General features: G+C 32.9%; 14 protein-coding genes. 9 read left to right on the top strand and 5 right to left on the bottom strand.

Annotated features, from left to right (window positions below; translation table 11 throughout):
* Window positions 1-11 precede the first annotated feature (11 nt).
* Window positions 12-1,082 (bottom strand): 3-phosphoserine/phosphohydroxythreonine transaminase, encoded by a 1,071-nt coding sequence (gene serC / locus ACM55G_RS10185; RefSeq protein WP_416843814.1) that lies wholly within the window; start codon window positions 1,080-1,082, stop codon window positions 12-14.
* 93 nt (window positions 1,083-1,175) lie between these two features.
* Window positions 1,176-2,234, bottom strand: coding sequence for an acyl-CoA reductase (locus ACM55G_RS10190; RefSeq protein ID WP_416843815.1), 1,059 nt, complete (start codon window positions 2,232-2,234; stop codon window positions 1,176-1,178).
* Between the two features lie 136 nt (window positions 2,235-2,370).
* On the opposite strand from ACM55G_RS10190, the gene ACM55G_RS10195 reads away from it, so the two are divergent.
* Window positions 2,371-2,721 carry a 4Fe-4S dicluster domain-containing protein gene (locus ACM55G_RS10195; protein ID WP_416843816.1) on the top strand — a complete coding sequence of 117 codons (351 nt, stop codon included), beginning with the start codon at window positions 2,371-2,373 and terminating at the stop codon, window positions 2,719-2,721.
* Window positions 2,722-2,784: 63 nt separating this feature from the next.
* Here ACM55G_RS10195 and ACM55G_RS10200 read toward each other — a convergent pair whose 3' ends face one another.
* The 3 genes from ACM55G_RS10200 to ACM55G_RS10210 form a co-directional block, all read right to left on the bottom strand.
* The gene (locus ACM55G_RS10200) at window positions 2,785-3,321 is read right to left on the bottom strand and encodes a hypothetical protein (protein WP_416843817.1); all 537 of its coding nucleotides are present in this window, start codon (window positions 3,319-3,321) and stop codon (window positions 2,785-2,787) included.
* 112 nt (window positions 3,322-3,433) lie between these two features.
* Window positions 3,434-4,189 (bottom strand): class I SAM-dependent DNA methyltransferase, encoded by a 756-nt coding sequence (locus ACM55G_RS10205; RefSeq protein ID WP_416843818.1) that lies wholly within the window; start codon window positions 4,187-4,189, stop codon window positions 3,434-3,436.
* A 96-nt stretch (window positions 4,190-4,285) separates the two neighbouring features.
* Window positions 4,286-6,967 (bottom strand): TonB-dependent receptor, encoded by a 2,682-nt coding sequence (locus ACM55G_RS10210; protein WP_416843819.1) that lies wholly within the window; start codon window positions 6,965-6,967, stop codon window positions 4,286-4,288.
* 318 nt (window positions 6,968-7,285) lie between these two features.
* Here ACM55G_RS10210 and ychF point away from each other — a divergent pair, with 318 nt between their 5' ends.
* The 8 genes from ychF (at window position 7,286) to ACM55G_RS10250 (ending at window position 17,314) form a co-directional block, all read left to right on the top strand.
* The gene (ychF, locus tag ACM55G_RS10215) at window positions 7,286-8,380 is read left to right on the top strand and encodes a redox-regulated ATPase YchF (RefSeq protein WP_416843820.1); all 1,095 of its coding nucleotides are present in this window, start codon (window positions 7,286-7,288) and stop codon (window positions 8,378-8,380) included.
* Between the two features lie 126 nt (window positions 8,381-8,506).
* Entirely contained in the window at window positions 8,507-9,652 is a 1,146-nt protein-coding gene (locus ACM55G_RS10220; protein WP_416843821.1) for an FIST signal transduction protein, read from the top strand.
* Window positions 9,652-11,166: a response regulator gene (locus ACM55G_RS10225; protein ID WP_416843822.1), complete on the top strand. Its 1,515-nt coding sequence runs from the start codon at window positions 9,652-9,654 to the stop codon at window positions 11,164-11,166. The genes ACM55G_RS10220 and ACM55G_RS10225 overlap by 1 nt, the downstream gene beginning before the upstream one ends.
* Window positions 11,167-11,237: 71 nt before the next feature.
* Window positions 11,238-11,759, top strand: coding sequence for an NADPH-dependent FMN reductase (locus ACM55G_RS10230; RefSeq protein ID WP_416843824.1), 522 nt, complete (start codon window positions 11,238-11,240; stop codon window positions 11,757-11,759).
* Window positions 11,760-11,890: 131 nt separating this feature from the next.
* Window positions 11,891-13,753: a DNA topoisomerase IV subunit B gene (locus ACM55G_RS10235; RefSeq protein WP_416843825.1), complete on the top strand. Its 1,863-nt coding sequence runs from the start codon at window positions 11,891-11,893 to the stop codon at window positions 13,751-13,753.
* A gap of 22 nt (window positions 13,754-13,775) precedes the next feature.
* On the top strand, window positions 13,776-14,177 hold the full coding sequence (locus ACM55G_RS10240; protein WP_143386439.1) for a nucleotidyltransferase substrate binding protein: 402 nt from the start codon (window positions 13,776-13,778) through the stop codon (window positions 14,175-14,177).
* Complete coding sequence (locus tag ACM55G_RS10245; protein ID WP_416843826.1) at window positions 14,174-14,488, top strand: nucleotidyltransferase domain-containing protein; 315 nt, start codon at window positions 14,174-14,176, stop codon at window positions 14,486-14,488. The genes ACM55G_RS10240 and ACM55G_RS10245 overlap by 4 nt, the downstream gene beginning before the upstream one ends.
* Window positions 14,489-14,584: 96 nt before the next feature.
* Complete coding sequence (locus tag ACM55G_RS10250) at window positions 14,585-17,314, top strand: DNA gyrase/topoisomerase IV subunit A (RefSeq protein ID WP_416843827.1); 2,730 nt, start codon at window positions 14,585-14,587, stop codon at window positions 17,312-17,314.
* Window positions 17,315-17,343: the final 29 nt, after the last annotated feature.

A 17,343-nucleotide genomic window follows, 5' to 3' on the forward strand; every position in this document is an offset into this window, starting at 1 on the left:
TTCTTAAATTATTACATGTTTTTTTCCAATTCTTTCATTACATCAACCAATACCTGAACACTTTCTAATGGAAGCGCATTGTACATAGAAGCTCTGTAACCACCTACTGAACGGTGGCCAGGTAATCCTGATATTCCAGCAGCTTTCCACATGGCATCAAATGTTTCTGCATGAGCAGCATCATTCAATAAGAAAGTCGCATTCATGTTAGAGCGGTCTTCAACAGCTGCAGCTCCTTTGAATAATGGGTTTCTGTCAATTTCTCCATAAAGTAATGCTGCTTTAGCATTATTTATTTTTTCAATTGCAGCAACACCACCAAGGTTTTTCAACCATTGTAAGGTCAATAAAGACGCGTAAACTGGGAAAACAGGTGGAGTATTATACATACTTTCTGCTTTGATATGTTTAGTATAATCCAACATGCTTGGGATTATTCTGCCATTTTTACCTAAAATTTCCTCTTTCACAACAACTAGAGTAGTTCCTGCTGGTCCCATATTTTTTTGAGCTCCTGCATAAATCAAATCAAATTTAGAAAAATCCAACTCTCTTGAAAATATATCAGAACTCATGTCACATACAATTGGCATATCAAGTGATGGAAATTCCTTCATTTGTGTACCAAAAATGGTATTGTTACTCGTGCAATGGAAATAATCAGCATCTGAAGGTACAGTGTATCCTTTTGGAATATGGTTGTAATTTTGTTCTTTTGATGAAGCTACAATAACGGTATCTCCAAAAAGTTTTGCTTCTTTTATAGCTGCTGTTGCCCAAGTTCCTGAATCTAGATAAGCAGATTTCCCACCTTCTTTCATCAAGTTATAAGGAGCCATCAAAAATTCTAAACTAGCTCCGCCAGCAAGAAATAAAGCTTGATATCCTTTCCCTTCAAGGCCTAAAAGTTCAATAACAAGAGCTCTTGCCTCATCCATAACGGCAACGAAGTCTTTGCTTCTGTGCGAAATTTCTAAAATGGATAACCCAGAATTGTTGAAATTTAAAATAGCTTGTGCTGATTTTTCAAAAACTTCTTGTGGTAAAATACAAGGTCCTGCGCTGTAGTTGTGTTTTTTCATGGTGTAGTTTAAGTCCAAAAAATTAAAGTGCAAATTTCGGCAATAGGAGTTTAAAAAGCGTTAAATAATTCGAAAAAATCAAACAATTTTCGCTTATATTGTTAGCAAAAATGAAATTGTATCGATGTTATCTGCGTAATTCCATAATTTAGGACTTTGCGTTTGTCCAAAGTCAATACTGCTTTCTATCAGATTATTACTTACAATACACTGAATTTGCTCGTTTTCTGATTGTATTCTTGTCTGTAGTTCATTGATGTCATCATAAAATTCATAAAACACACTAGAAATAGGGGAGGCATGACTTTTATCTTCTTTTAGGGTTAAAAATCCATTATCCAACAATTTAAAATTACTCATCAGGAAAACGGCCTTGTTGTAATCATAATTATTAGCATACTTTTCATAATGAATAACATCTTGATACTCAAAGATGGCTTCAAAAAAACCATCAAAAATATATCCTTTTGGGACAAAAATTTTAGAAACATTGCGGCATCCTAAACCAAAATATCGAAATATATCTTCACCTAAAGCGCTTAACTGGGCTTTAGTTTCTTTTCCATTCAAAACAGCAATTGAATTCCTGCTTTTTCTGATTATAGAAGGTTTGTCTTTGAAATAATACTCAAAATAACGAGCGGTATTATTACTTCCTGTTGCTATAACGGCATCAAAATTTTCTAATTTACCGTCAACAAAAGTTATTTTATTAGCCAATTCAGCTTCGACGGCTATGATATATTTAGCTAAAAAGGGCAATAAATGCTGATCATTTGAAGATGTCTTTATCAATACATTATGTCCTGTTATTAGAACCGACAAGAAATCATGAAAACCAACTAGCGGAATGTTTCCCGCAAGAATCAAAGCGATATTTTTAGATTCTTTTATTGGGAAATCATAGTTAGAAAGCCACTCATTTAAATTTTGTTCAGTTAGTGCTTCTGCCCAAGATTGAATGGAAAAATAAACTTGTTCAGGTGTATACCATCCATTATGGGATTGTGATAATTTTATTAAATCAATAAAATCATCAAAAAATAGATCGTTATGCAAAACAGTTGGTTGCTTAAAAGTATTATTTTCGGAAAATTGACTTAAAAACTTTCCTAATTCGATAAAACTTCTTTTTTTTTCGTTTTGTAACATAAGTAACTTGTTTATGAATAGTTTTGATTGTAATTTTGCACAAAAATAAGCTATAATAAGTTACAAGTCAAAAGAGAAAAAATCTTAAATAATTTTATCTCAAAAGACATAGCTTTTAACTCATAAAAAGATAAAGATGGCAATTATAATAACAGACGAATGTATCAATTGTGGTGCTTGTGAACCAGAATGCCCAAATACTGCAATATATGAAGGTGCCGATGACTGGAGATTTAAAGATGGAACAAAACTTAAAGGGAAAGTAATTTTACCTGATGGAACTGAAGTAGATTCAGATGAAGCTCAAACTCCAATTTCTGACGAAATTTACTATATTGTACCGGGAAAATGTACAGAATGTAAAGGGTTTCATGATGAGCCACAATGTGCTGCAGTATGTCCTGTAGACTGTTGTATTCCGGATGACAATCATGTTGAATCTGAGGAAACATTACTAAACAGGCAAGCATTTTTGCATAATGAATAAACGATTTCATTTAAACAAAAAAAATCCTGAGTATTCGCTCAGGATTTTTTTTGCTTTTTAGAATTACTTTTTGAGAATGATATACGTTTCAGTAGTTACTTTATCTGTTTTATCATCATAAGATTCTAAAACTAAATTTCCATTAGCATCAAAATAGCCGTATGAAGTTTTATTTTTGGACTTGTAAATATAATTGTTGTTTGATGTTCGTCTTAAAATTGCAGCTTTTTTACTGTTTGGTAAATACATCGTATAGCCACTATTATCGGTTGTAAACTGGTATTTCTTACCATTTAAATTGTAATAAGCAGAACGGTCAATATCAATTATTTTTGTGATTCCATCTGTGGTTATTGCCGTAGTAGCAGTCACTTGAATGGGAGATTCTTTTACTTCTTTATTCAAAACATTAGAATTAGCATCTTTTAATTCTATATTTTGAACTTCTTTAACTTCCTGAGTTTTGATTAATTGTTTTTCTCCCTCAGAATCTTTAACCTTTGTAACTGTTGTTTTAACTTCTGACTTTACATTTTGATTTTGTGCTTGAACAGTTAGTGACAGTAGAAAGGCTGTCATTCCTAAGATTATAGTTTTCATGATATTTATTTTAAAAATTATATATAACAAACTTACAATTAGTTGTAAGTAAATTTGTTATAGAATTTCATTAAAAAATTATATTATTTACTTGAAAGGGCTAAGTGATTTACTAAGAATCTATTTTTTGTTTTTTTCTCGCTACAATTACATAGGTATCATAGGCATATGTTTTTCGGTCAATTATTTTAATGATTTCAAAATTATTTAAATATAAAAATAATTGTATTTCATTTAAGGTGAATACACGAACTGTAGAAAAATCGTCTGCAATTATTTCTTTTTCCTCATCTTTAAAACTATAATATTGCGCGGTCCATTCCAGCATAAAATTATCTGAAAGAGTCGTTTTCCAATTGCTATTTCTGTAATATTTGATACCTTTATATGCTGCTTCGTGAATTATATTTTGGTTTTCTTTGGCAAAAGGAATAAACCGATTAGCATCTATAAAGTCAAAAATGACAATTCCATCTTGATTGAGGTTTTTATAAATAGAATCAAAAGTACTGTTAACGTCGTCATTTGTTATTAAATAACTAGTAGAACGTCCTGTAATTAGTGTCGAATCGACGGGTTTTTCTAATTCAAACAGTCTCATGTCTCCATGAATAAAGGTGCAATTTTTATTTCTTTCTTCGGCTATTGCAATCATACTTTGGCTGTAATCTAAACCAATATAATCCTGATTATTTTCTTGAAATCTTTTAGCAAGATTACCCGTACCACTGCCTATTTCGAGAATAGTTTTACAATTATTTTCATGGATTATGCTATTGTAAAACTGATATTCTTCATCATAATCAATGAAGGTTTGGTACATTGCATCAAAAATTGCAGCCATTTTTCCGTCATAGAGATTTGTCATGATAGTTGTTAATTGGAATACTAAATATAGTAAAATAAACGAAATAAAAAAAGGGCTGTCGAAAGACAGCCCTTTTGAAATTATTCAATAATCGAATTAGAATTTATAGTTCAAAGATAAATTAAACATAGTTCCTAATTGACTAAAGTGAAAGCCATCGTAAGTCATTGTATTATAACGACCATCAAAAGTTATATTCATATCCTGAGCATGAAGTAATGCAGGATTATTTACAATTGCATTTGCAGATGCAGAACCATCAGATGTTATTTTGTATTTTGGGATTACATTAAATATATTATTAACGTTTAAGGCCAATGATAATTTTTTTGTGGCATTAAAATTAATACCTAAATCAGTAACCATTTTTGTTGAAAATTCAGTAGATAATCCTGGATCAGAATAATCAGCATTTTTGAATTTTGTTGGTCCAAAAACTGTATTGTTTAGCGAGAAATTAAATTTACCAATTTCATAATCTCCTCCAAAAATATATTTGAATTTTGGTCTGGAAGTAAACATTAACGCATCTTGAGTAGCATTAAAAACAGTTTGATTTCCAGGAAGTGCTGTTACACTTGCAGGATTTTTTACAGCTCCCACTCTTTCGTTAACAAGGGTGTAGTTTCCAGATAAATTAAGGGCTAATTTTCCAGAACCTAACATGATGTTTCTGTATCCAGCAACAAAGTCAAGTCCGGCAGTTCTAGAATCAATTGCATTTACAAAGTATGCTTGACCATTAACTAGGTTTCCTAATACAATTCTGTCTTTTACCTTAATGTTATAATAATCTAAAGTAAAATTGAAATTTTTTATAGGTTTGATTCCAAATCCTAAGGTTATATTGTCAGATTTTTCAGCAGTAAGTTTAGGAACTCCAAGAGTTCGCGCTGCTGTCGAAACATTGCTTATAATTCCCGTTACTGCAATTGCGCCTCCTGAAAAGGTTGATTGTGATTTTTCGGTATAAATTTGGTGTAATGAAGGAGCCCTAAATCCTGTAGAAATAGAACCTCTTAATGTGAATTTATCATCAAAAAATTTGTATCTAGAACTTAACTTCCAAACATTTGCAGCACCAAAATCGCTATAATCTTCATGACGAACGGTACCATTTACTAAGAAATCTTTGGTGAAATCAACAGCAATATCTAAATAAGCGCCTAAGTTGTAACGATTGAATTTTCCCGAGTTTGATGGATCATTCCCTTGAAAGGAGTCAGCACCAAGACCATCATAAGATTGTTTGTCGCCACTAATAACTTCGAAATTTTCAGTTCTAAATTCAGTTCCAAAACCAATGCTTATCTTATCAGATAAAACTTTTGAAACATCGATATTTCCAACAAGATGATTGAATGATGTTCCACCTGGACGGAATGTAGTTTGTCCAGTATAGATGTTTGGATTAGCAGCATAAATAAATTTACCATTAGAATCCTTAGATCTGTTTTGAGAATTTGTAACAGTATAAATTTGTTTGTTACCACCAATAGTAACACTCGCATCAGTATTCCAGCCATTTGTCACATTTTTGTAACCTAATGTAGCATTGTAGTCATTCAAGTCTCCTATAAAGGTTGGAACATACCCTAAATAAGAAGCTGCTGTACCATTTCCATATAAGCTTGCAAGATAAGGCATATCGGCAGCTGCTCTCCAATATGGAGCTCTATAATTTGCAAATGAATTTACTTTTTTATAAACGTAAGCAGCATTGTAATAAATTTTTGAATTTTCACTTAAATCACTTCCTCCATTAACTTCAAATTTAGCTGCTGCTGTCTCTGGAGAACCATTAACATTTCCACCATCAGGTTTTACAGCAAGAAACGCTTGTGTTGTAGCCAATGGAACACCCCAATAATCAGATTCATCTTGTGCGTTTAGAATACCGGGTCTGTTGGCTAATTTAACTTTAGAAAAATCTACAGTGTAATTCACAAAACCTTTGTCGCCTACTGTAGAACCATTGTTAATACTGATCCCTATCATTTCTCCGTCACCTTTTCCAGTAATACCTGTTCTAACTGTTGCAGAACCACCATTAGTATTTTTTTTCAAGATAATGTTCATTACTCCAGCAATAGCATCAGATCCATATTGGGCAGATGCACCGTCACGAAGTATTTCTACTCTTTCGATAGCATCTTGAGGTATTGCTGATATGTCAGCACCTGTTTCACCTCGTCCCGGAGAAGTTTGAGTGTAAAGCAATGCACTCATATTCTTACGCTTACCATTAATAAGTATAAGTGTTCTACTTGGTCCTAAATTTCTAATTTCATAAGGGTCAAGTAATGAAGTTGCGTCATTAACAGGAGTTTGAACCGTATTAAAAGATGGAATTTTGTACTGTAATGCTTTATCAAAAGAAGCTTGCCCTGTAGATGCTAAGTCTTTTGACGTTATTACATCAATAGGTAGTGCAGTTGTAGTGTTACTTCTAGGAGCAGTTCTTGTTCCTGTCACTACCACCTCTTCAAGGTTTTGTCCTCCTTCTTCAGCTAGTACTATATTCATTATAGAATTTGTAGCTACTTTTTCTACTTTATTAAATCCTACATAACTAAAAACTAAAGTGGCCCCTTCTTTAACTTTTATTTTGTAAGCCCCATCAATATCGGTTGAGACACCGTTGTTTGTTCCTTTTTCGATAATGTTAACACCTGGTAATTCGGCACCAGTGTTATCTTTTACAACCCCGGAGATTTCTTTTTGAGCAAAAAGAAACGTGACGTTTAGCAAAAAAAATAATAATGTAAACTTTTTCATAAATAATTGATTTTGGTTTTTGTTTGGTTTTAAATCGAGCGCAATATAATTTTTTTTTAACAAAATATTAGTATTTAGTTTGTTATTTTATAAAAAATCAATAGACCAATAAATAGTGTTAAAATAGTAAAATGGTAAAAAGATAGAATGCCAATACAGAAATGTATTGATTATGCTATCAAACATTTATTAAATCTTATATTTGCAAACTTTTAAAGTGAATTATAAAACTTTTAGCAGGAGACTGTTATCGGTAAGCAAAAATAGCATGAGGAATGGCGTTGCCATATTTCATTAAAATATAAATATTATCTACACATGAAAGCAGGAATTGTAGGATTACCGAATGTTGGAAAATCAACATTATTCAATTGTTTATCAAATGCAAAAGCGCAAAGTGCTAACTTTCCTTTTTGTACTATTGAACCAAATATAGGTGTTGTAAATGTTCCGGATTCCAGAATGGAAAAATTGGAAGAATTGGTAAAACCAGAACGCGTACAAATGGCAACTGTAGATATCGTAGATATTGCAGGATTGGTAAAAGGAGCCAGTAAAGGTGAAGGTTTGGGAAATCAGTTTTTGGGAAACATTAGAGAGTGTAATGCAATTATTCATGTTTTACGTTGTTTTGATAACGATAATATAGTTCACGTTGATGGAAATGTAAATCCAATTCGTGATAAAGAAACCATTGATATTGAGTTGCAGTTGAAAGATTTGGAAAATGTTGAAAAACGTTTAGAAAAAGTAAATCGTGCTGCTAAAACAGGAAATAAAGAAGCACAGACAGAGAAAGCACTTTTAGATAGAATTAGAGAAACGTTACTTCAGGCAAAATCGGCTAGAATAGTAGTTCCTCAAAACAACGACGAAGAGGTTTTAATGGAAGCTTTTCAATTGATTACAGCTAAGCCAGTATTGTATGTTTGTAATGTAGATGAAAACTCAGCAGTTAGCGGAAATAAATATGTAGACCAGGTTCGGGAATTGGTTAAAGACGAAGATGCCGAAGTTATCGTACTTTCTGTAGGCGCTGAGGCTGATATTACAGAATTGGAAAGCTATGAAGAGCGTCAGGTTTTCTTAGAAGACATGGGATTAAGTGAGCCAGGAGCATCGGTATTGATTCGTGCGGCTTATAAATTATTGAAACAACAAACCTATTTCACAGCAGGAGTTAAAGAAGTTCGTGCCTGGACCATTAATATTGGAGCAACTGCACCTCAAGCTGCTGGAGTTATCCATACTGATTTTGAAAAAGGATTTATCCGCGCCGAAGTTATTGCGTATGAAGATTTCGTTCATTACGGCTCAGAAGCAAAATGTAAAGAAGCTGGAAAATTCAAGGTAGAAGGAAAAGAATATATTGTTAAAGATGGTGATGTTATGCATTTTAGATTTAATGTTTAAATTGATTTAATATATAATTGGTTTATTGCCAAACAAAAAAACTATAAAATTACTTTTATAGTTTTTTTGTTTATAAGGAAAATTTTCGTTAATTTATTATGAAATAAAACTTAAACTTCTAACCCTATGAAACTGGAACAAATTGTCATTAATGTTAAAAAAGATGCGGAAGTTGTTTTTTCTACGAACGGTTTTGACTCGACAAAAGCAAATCTTGTTCTGGCTTTTGGTGAAAGGGTTTTTTTAGAAAAAGTAATGCCATATAAAAAGATAAAAGATTTATATCCTAAAGCACATATTGTTATTTGTTCTACTTCCGGGCAAATTTCGAATGCCAGTTTAATTGAAAACAATATTGTAGCTACAGCAATAGATTTTGAAAAAACAACTATAAAAGTTTCTGAGATTGATATTCTGAATAACTCGGATATTCAGGAATTAGGGAATATAATTAAAAAAGACTTCTTTAATGAAGACCTAAAATCAATACTTATTCTTTCTGAAGGCAGTTTTGTTAATGGGACTGAGCTCATAAACGAATTGATAAGACAAACGAAAGAGACAATCCCTATTTTTGGGGGATTGGCTGGAGATGAATATAAATTCGAAAAAACAATTGTAGGATTAAACAACGATGCCTCTCAAGGTAAAATTGTTGCTGTTGGTTTTTATGGAAACGCAATTCGTTTTGGTTTTAGTTCTAAAGGAGGTTGGAGTGATTTTGGTCCAGAAAGAGAAGTTACACTTTCAGAAAAGAATGTATTATACAAAATAGGAGATAGGTTCGCATTGGATTTATACAAAGAGTATCTTGGAAAATACGCCGAAGAATTGCCTGCTTCGTCATTGTATTTTCCACTTTCTATGAAAGAAAATATAAATGCTTCACCCATTGTAAGGACCATCTTGTCGATAGATGAGGAAAAAAAATCAATGACTTTTGCGGGTAATATTCCACAAGGGTCTTTCGTCAGATTGATGAAAGGAAATTTAGATAAACTCATAGATGCTTCCTACAATGCCGCTTTACAAATATTTTCAGAACAATCTACTAAAACGGAATTAGCATTATTAGTAAGTTGTGTCGGACGAAAAGTGGTTCTTGGCAATAGAATTGAAGAAGAACTTGAAGTCGTAAAAGAAGTTTTTGGTAAAAACACGCTAGTTTGTGGTTTTTACTCTTATGGTGAAATCTCTCCAACGTTTAAAAAAGTAGCTTGTGAGCTGCACAATCAAACGATGACAATCGCAACCATTTATGAAGAAGTATAATGAAAATAGAAAATCTACACAGACAACTAAACAGGCAAATAAAAAAGCATTTTTCAGAAGATTTCATTGCGGATAATGAGGTTTTCCACAATTTTATTGAAGTTATAAATCTATCGTATCTTAATTTTGAAAAAGATGCCGAATTATTTGAGCAATCTTCACGGTTAAACGATTTAGAATATTATGAAATAAATCAAAAATTAAAATCAGAATTAGATAAAAAAGAAAACATACAAGACAAGTTAATTCAAGCTATAAAGCAATTAAACGATAATGAAATAAAACTTGGTAACGAGGAGAGCCCAATTGATTTATTGCGAATTTTACATGATGAAATAGAATCTAAGAAAGAGTTTCAAGATCAATTGTATTTAGCAAAATCTAATGCTGAAAAAGCTAATGAAGCCAAGTCAGATTTTCTCTCTATCATGAGCCATGAAATTCGAACTCCTCTAAATGCAATTATTGGTTTGATTTACATCATGGAAAAAGAAAATACGTTAAATAGTTTCCAGGAAAACCTAGAAGTTTTAAAATATTCTGCCCAAAATTTATTTCTGCTCATAAATGATATTCTAGATTTTAATAAAATTGAAGCAGGAAAAATTGATGTTGAAAAAATTCCATTTGACTTTAAGGAATTAGTTTCGCATATCGGAAAATCTTTGGAGATAAAAGCATCAGAAAACCTAAATAGGATTGAAATAATTATTGGCGATGATTTTATTTCAAACCTAATTAGTGATCCTTTGAGAATAGGCCAAATCATCACAAATTTAGTTTCAAACGCTATAAAATTCACTAAAAATGGGTTGATTCAGATTAAAATTGACCAAATCCAACAAAAAGACAGTATTTCTATTTTTAAAGTTCAAATTATTGATAACGGAATTGGAATTGATATTGAAAAATTTCACTTAATTTTTCAAAAGTTTGAACAGGCAGAAACAAAAACCACCAGACAATTTGGAGGAACAGGTTTAGGTTTGGCAATAACAAAAAAGCTACTTCGTTTATTGAATTCAGATATCGAATTACAAAGTGAAATAGGAGTTGGTTCTACCTTTAGTTTTGTTTTAGAATTGCCGATTTTTTCAAGAAATTTAGAGCTAAAAAATAGCGTTGTATGGCATGATTACGAAGAAGAAAATCTAGAAGGATTAAGAGTTCTTTTGGTGGAGGATAACTTGATAAACATTAAAATTGCCGAAAAAATATTGAAGCAATGGAATGTAGATGTTGATATGGCCGAAAATGGTCTTATTGCCGTTGAAAAATATAAATCAAATGCGTATGATGTTATTTTAATGGATTTATCGATGCCAGTTATGGATGGCTATGAAGCAACAGCAATCATAAGGAACACTGATGTATTGATTCCAATTATTGCATTGACAGCCTCTTCTTCTTACGGTTATCTTGAGAAAGCCATGCAGTTTGGGATAAATGAATATATTATAAAGCCATTTAATCCAAAAGAGATAAATATGAAATTGAAAAAATATTATAAGTAATTTATTTTAAGATCATCTTTTCTGTCTGACAAATTTTTTAAATTTTATTACTTTAGTGAAAATAAATTAGTATGAAAATCATAGCCTTCGCAGGAAGTCCAAGTAAAAACTCCATCAATAAAAAATTAGCAACTTATGCAGCCCATCTCTTCGAAAATGCCGACGTGGAGGTGTTGGATTTGAATGATTTTCAAATGCCTTTGTTTAGTGTTGATATTGAAAAAATAATTGGTCAGCATGAAATAGCAAAAGCATTTTTGGCTAAAATTGCTACAGCTGATATTTTAGTTGTTTCACTAGCAGAAAATAATGGGAATTATTCTGCGGCTTTCAAAAATGTGTTTGACTGGTGTTCCAGAATAACGGCTAAGGTTTTTCAGGAAAAGCCAATGTTACTTATGGCAACATCGCCTGGAGCCAGAGGAGGGGCATCCGTTTTGGAAATAGCCAAAAACGCTTTTCCTTTTTATGGTGGTAATTTAAAAGCAACGTTCTCTCTTCCCAGTTTTGATGCTAATTTTGATGTTATAAACGAGGAAATTTCGAATCCCGAATTGGATAACCAATTGAGAGATATTGTTAAGAATTTCTAATTTTTTTCAATCTTTCAAATTTTTAATCTTTCAATTGAAAATATCAATATCATTCTTAATAACTTTGATGGTTTCCTGTTTTAAATTTTATTGAATTAGACTACATTAGCACAAAATCCACAAAATTTACAATGTCCGATCAAAATCAATATACCGAAGATAATATTCGGTCGCTCGACTGGAAAGAGCATATTCGCATGCGTCCCGGAATGTACATTGGGAAACTAGGCGATGGTTCCTCTCCGGATGATGGTATTTACATTCTGCTAAAAGAAGTCCTCGATAACTGTATCGATGAATTCGTCATGGGTGCGGGTAAGACAATTGAGGTGACTATTAAAGACAAAACCGTTACAGTTAGAGATTACGGTCGTGGAATTCCATTGGGAAAAGTGATTGATGTAGTTTCCAAAATGAATACGGGTGGGAAATACGATTCGTTGGCATTTAAAAAATCCGTTGGTTTAAATGGAGTAGGAACAAAAGCTGTCAATGCTTTGTCTAATTACTTCCGTGTAGAATCCGTTCGGGACGAAAAACAGAAAGCAGCCGAATTTTCAGCAGGAAATCTAGTTCTGGAAGAAGATATCATAGATACAACCAAACGAAAAGGAACTAAAGTTAGTTTCATTCCAGATGAAGCAATTTTTAAAAATTACAAATTCAGATATGAATATGTAATCAAAATGCTTAAAAACTATTGCTATTTAAACAATGGTTTGACTATTTTATTCAATGGTGAAAAATATTTTTCTGAAAATGGTCTGAAAGATTTATTGGAAGAAACCATTCATGCCGATGATTTGGAATATCCAATTATTCACCTAAAAGGAGAGGATATTGAGATTGCTTTGACGCACAGTAAAACACAATACAGCGAAGAATACCATTCCTTCGTAAATGGACAAAATACTACACAAGGAGGAACGCATTTAGCAGCCTATCGGGAAGCTATTGTAAAAACCATTAGAGAGTTTTATAATAAAAGTTTCGAAGCCTCAGATGTGCGTAAATCTATTGTAAGTGCGGTAAGTATTAAAGTTATGGAGCCCGTTTTTGAGTCGCAAACCAAAACTAAATTGGGATCGACTGATATGGGTTCAGAGCCAGGAATGCCATCAGTGCGTACTTTTATAAATGATTTTGTAAAAACGAAGTTAGATAATTATTTGCATAAAAATACAGCAACTGCTGATGCCTTGCTTCGCAAAATTCTTCAAGCCGAAAGAGAACGAAAAGAATTATCAGGAATTCGAAAATTAGCTACTGATCGTGCCAAAAAAGCAAATCTTCACAATAAAAAATTAAGGGATTGTAGAGCCCATCTTACCGACATTAAGAATCCTAAAAGACTAGAGAGTACGCTTTTTATCACTGAGGGGGATTCCGCTTCCGGGTCGATTACAAAATCGCGTGATGTGAACACTCAAGCAGTTTTTAGTTTGCGTGGTAAGCCTTTGAATTCCTACGGAATGAGCAAGAAAATTGTTTATGAAAATGAAGAATTCAATTTGTTGCAAGCAGCACTTGATATTGAAGACGGATTAGAAAAATTGCGGTATAACAATATTGTAATTGCAACGGATGCCGATGTCGATGGAATGCACATTCGGTTGTTGTTAATTTCTTTTTTCTTGCAGTTTTTTCCTGAATTAATAAAAGAAGGGCATTTATATATTTTACAAACACCCCTTTTTAGAATCCGAAACAAGAAAGAAACGATATATTGTTATTCGGAAGAAGAGCGAAAAGAGGCAATGGAAAAATTAAAACCAAAACCAGAAATCACTCGATTTAAGGGATTGGGAGAAATTTCTCCAGATGAGTTCAAAAATTTTATTGGAGAAACCATTCGTTTGGACCCTATTATGATGGATAAAAATACTTCCATTGAGCAATTACTATCCTTCTATATGGGAAAAAATACACCAGACCGACAGGAGTTTATCATCAAGAATTTGAAGGTGGAGTTGGATGTGATTGAGAAAGTTTAAAATTCAAACGATATAGAGTAATATGGAAAATCAAGATGTTCGATGGAAGCAAAGGTTTCAGAATTTTGGAAAAGCACTTTCTCAATTAACAAAATTTATTGAAAAAGGGGAACTTAATGAACTTGAAGAGCAGGGTTTGATTCAAAGTTTTGAATATACACATGAATTGGCTTGGAATGTGATGAAAGATTTTTTGATATTTGAAGGAATTCAAAATATTGTTGGATCAAGAAGCGCTACAAGAGAAGCTTTTAATAAAGGCTTATTTGAGGAGGGGCAAATTTGGATGGATATGATTGAAAGCCGAAATGAAAGCGTTCATACTTATAATGAGGAAACAGTCGACAAAATAGCTCACAAAATAAAAGAGGTTTATTTTTTAGCTTTTATTAATTTTAATGAAAGAATGAAAACATTTTTATGATGAAGTTTGGATTAAATCAGGAAACAGTCAATAAAATAAATTCGGTTTTTGAAAAACATTCTGAAATCGAGAAGGTAATTATTTATGGTTCCCGAGCCAAAGAGAATTACAGAGTTGGTTCCGATATAGACCTGACACTTTTTGGAAATGAATTAAAGTATGGTTTATTAGGAGAAATAAATTTTGAAATAGATGATTTGAATACTCCTTATTTATTTGACATTTCAATTTATAATCAATTAACTTCTGAAAGTTTAAAAGACCATATCAACCGAGCAGGTAAAATTTTTTATGAAAAGAATTTGAAATAGTTCCGGGTTAAATTAGAAATGCAAAAAGAAAATAATTAAAATTAATTTTTTAAGGATAAACAATACTTTAAAGTAAGATTTAAGCATTCAGTATAAATGAAAGACGAAGAAGACGATAACATAATTCCAGCAAACGAAGAAAATAATCCGAAAGATCATTCTACTGATGAAAATCAAGAAGAAAATGATTCAGATGAAATTATTGATGTAGATAAAAAATCTTTTGAAGGACAGCACTTTTACGAAAATGAAGAAGATGAAAATGATACCATTACTAAAGTTACAGGAATGTACAAGGAATGGTTTTTGGATTATGCATCATATGTAATTTTGGAGCGTGCAGTTCCTGCGATTGAAGATGGTTTTAAACCGGTGCAACGTCGTATCATGCATTCTTTGAAAGAGTTAGATGACGGTCGTTATAATAAAGTGGCCAATGTAGTAGGGCACACCATGCAGTATCACCCACACGGGGATCAGAGTATTGGTGATGCAATGGTACAAATAGGTCAGAAAGAATTGTTGATTGATTGTCAAGGAAACTGGGGAAATATCCTAACGGGAGATGGAGCTGCGGCTTCTCGATATATTGAAGCGCGTTTGTCTAAATTTGCTTTAGAAGTTTTATATTCTCCAAAGATTACAGACTGGGGCGTTTCTTACGATGGTCGTCGTGCCGAGCCCAATAATCTGCCTGTAAAATTTCCATTATTATTGGCTTCTGGAGCGGAAGGAATCGCTGTTGGTCTTTCGACGAAAGTCTTACCTCATAATTTTAATGAACTAATTGATTCGTCAATAAAAATTTTAAAAGGCAAACCATTTACCTTATATCCTGATTTCTTGACACAAGGTATTGCCGATGTGTCTAATTATAATGATGGATTGCGTGGTGGACGAGTTCGTGTACGTGCCAAAATCGCACAGCTAGACAAGAATACCTTGGTGATTACCCAAATTCCGTTTTCGACCAATACGACCACTTTGATAGACAGTATTTTGAAAGCGAATGATAAAGGGAAAATCAAAATCAAGAAAATTGAGGACAATACCGCTGCTGAGGTAGAGATATTAATTCACCTTTTTCCAGGAGTTTCACCAGATAAAACGATTGATGCCTTGTTTGCTTTCACGGCTTGCGAAACTTCGGTAGCACCATTAGGCTGTGTGATTGAGGATAATAAACCGTTGTTTATCGGGGTTTCTGCGATGTTGAAAATCTCAACTAACAGAACTGTTCAACTATTGAAAAGCGAACTCGAAATTCAGTTGAGTGAATTGGAGGAACAATGGCATTTTCTTTCTTTGGAACGTATTTTTATAGAGAATAAAATCTACCGCGACATTGAAGAGGAAACCACTAGGGAAGGCGTAATCAGATCGGTGGATGAGGGTTTGAAACCACATACGAAACACTTAAAACGTGCGGTTACCGAAGAAGATATTCTGCGTTTACTGGATATCCGAATCATGCGTATTTCTAAATTTGACAGCAATAAAGCGCAGGATAAAATCGAATCTTTGGAAGGCGATATTGAACAAGTAAAACACAATTTAGAAAACCTGATTGATTTTGCGATTGCTTACTTTACCAAGTTAAAAGAGAAATACGGAAAAGGACGGGAACGCCAAACGGAGCTTCGTATTTTTGATGATATTGAAGCTACAAAAGTAGTTTTAAGAAACACCAAATTATATGTAAATAAGGAAGAAGGATTTGTAGGTACGAGCTTGAAAAAAGACGAATACGTTACCGATTGTTCGGATATTGATGATGTAATTGTTTTTCTGCGTGACGGGAAAATGATGATTACCAAAGTGGATGCTAAAACTTTTGTAGGCAAAGATATTATTCACATTGCTATTTTTGACAAAAGCGACAAGCGTACTATTTATAATATGATTTATCGGGACGGAAAATCTGGTCCATCTTATATCAAACGTTTCAATGTTTCTGGAGTAACCCGTGATAAGGCTTATGATTTAACCAATGAAACTACAGGTTCTCAAGTAGTATATTTTTCTTGTAATCCCAATGGGGAGGCTGAGGTGATTACTATAATACTGCGTCAGGTAGGAAGTGTCAAAAAACTGAAATTCGATATTGATTTCGCTAATTTGGCAATAAAAGGAAGAAGTTCCAAAGGGAATTTGGTAACTAAATATCCTATCAAAAAAATTGAACTGAAAGAGAAAGGAATTTCGACATTATTGCCACGAAAAGTTTGGTTTGACGATACTGTCCAACGACTAAACGTCGATGGAAGGGGAGAATTATTGGGAGAATTTAGACCAAGTGATAAGATTCTGATCATTTCACAATCTGGTAAAATAAAAGTAATTACGCCGGAATTATCGACTCATTTTGATGAAGATATGGTAGTTTTGGAAAAATGGGTTCCTAAAAAACCAATCTCAGCTATTTATTATGATGGAGAAAAGGAACGGTATTATATCAAACGTTTCTTGGTGGAAACAGAGAACAAAGAGGAAAGTTTTATCACGGAACATGCTAATTCACATCTTGAAATTGTAGCTACGGATTATCGTCCTGTGGCCGAACTAGTTTTTGCAAAAGTAAAAGGAGTTCAAAAGGAAAATATGACGGTGGATATTGAATCCTTTATCGCTTTAAAAGGGTTTAAAGCTTTAGGAAACCAATTGACAACCGATAAGTTGAAACAAGTAAACCTATTGGAATCTTTGCCTTACGAAGCTCCTGAGGAAATCATTCCCGAAGAATTAGACGTGAAAGGAGAAACGGACGCTGATGATGCAGCTATTCAACTTGACGATGATGGCCAAATAACTTTATCTTTAGAATAAAAAAAGCTCCAGAAGGAGCTTTTTTTATG

Origin of the sequence: Flavobacterium algoriphilum (assembly GCF_048158655.1) — a bacterium.
GTDB lineage: Bacteria > Bacteroidota > Bacteroidia > Flavobacteriales > Flavobacteriaceae > Flavobacterium > Flavobacterium algoriphilum.

Coding starts and splice junctions, on each gene's coding strand:
- ACM55G_RS10240 (WP_143386439.1), top strand. CDS start 13,776: ATGGAAAATCAAGATGTTCGATGGAAGCAAAGGTTTCAGAATTTTGGA.
- ACM55G_RS10190 (WP_416843815.1), bottom strand. CDS start 2,234: ATGTTACAAAACGAAAAAAAAAGAAGTTTTATCGAATTAGGAAAGTTT.
- ACM55G_RS10225 (WP_416843822.1), top strand. CDS start 9,652: ATGAAAATAGAAAATCTACACAGACAACTAAACAGGCAAATAAAAAAG.
- ACM55G_RS10245 (WP_416843826.1), top strand. CDS start 14,174: ATGATGAAGTTTGGATTAAATCAGGAAACAGTCAATAAAATAAATTCG.
- ACM55G_RS10200 (WP_416843817.1), bottom strand. CDS start 3,321: ATGAAAACTATAATCTTAGGAATGACAGCCTTTCTACTGTCACTAACT.
- ACM55G_RS10195 (WP_416843816.1), top strand. CDS start 2,371: ATGGCAATTATAATAACAGACGAATGTATCAATTGTGGTGCTTGTGAA.
- ychF (WP_416843820.1), top strand. CDS start 7,286: ATGAAAGCAGGAATTGTAGGATTACCGAATGTTGGAAAATCAACATTA.
- ACM55G_RS10220 (WP_416843821.1), top strand. CDS start 8,507: ATGAAACTGGAACAAATTGTCATTAATGTTAAAAAAGATGCGGAAGTT.
- ACM55G_RS10235 (WP_416843825.1), top strand. CDS start 11,891: ATGTCCGATCAAAATCAATATACCGAAGATAATATTCGGTCGCTCGAC.
- ACM55G_RS10250 (WP_416843827.1), top strand. CDS start 14,585: ATGAAAGACGAAGAAGACGATAACATAATTCCAGCAAACGAAGAAAAT.
- ACM55G_RS10210 (WP_416843819.1), bottom strand. CDS start 6,967: ATGAAAAAGTTTACATTATTATTTTTTTTGCTAAACGTCACGTTTCTT.
- ACM55G_RS10205 (WP_416843818.1), bottom strand. CDS start 4,189: ATGACAAATCTCTATGACGGAAAAATGGCTGCAATTTTTGATGCAATG.
- ACM55G_RS10230 (WP_416843824.1), top strand. CDS start 11,238: ATGAAAATCATAGCCTTCGCAGGAAGTCCAAGTAAAAACTCCATCAAT.
- serC (WP_416843814.1), bottom strand. CDS start 1,082: ATGAAAAAACACAACTACAGCGCAGGACCTTGTATTTTACCACAAGAA.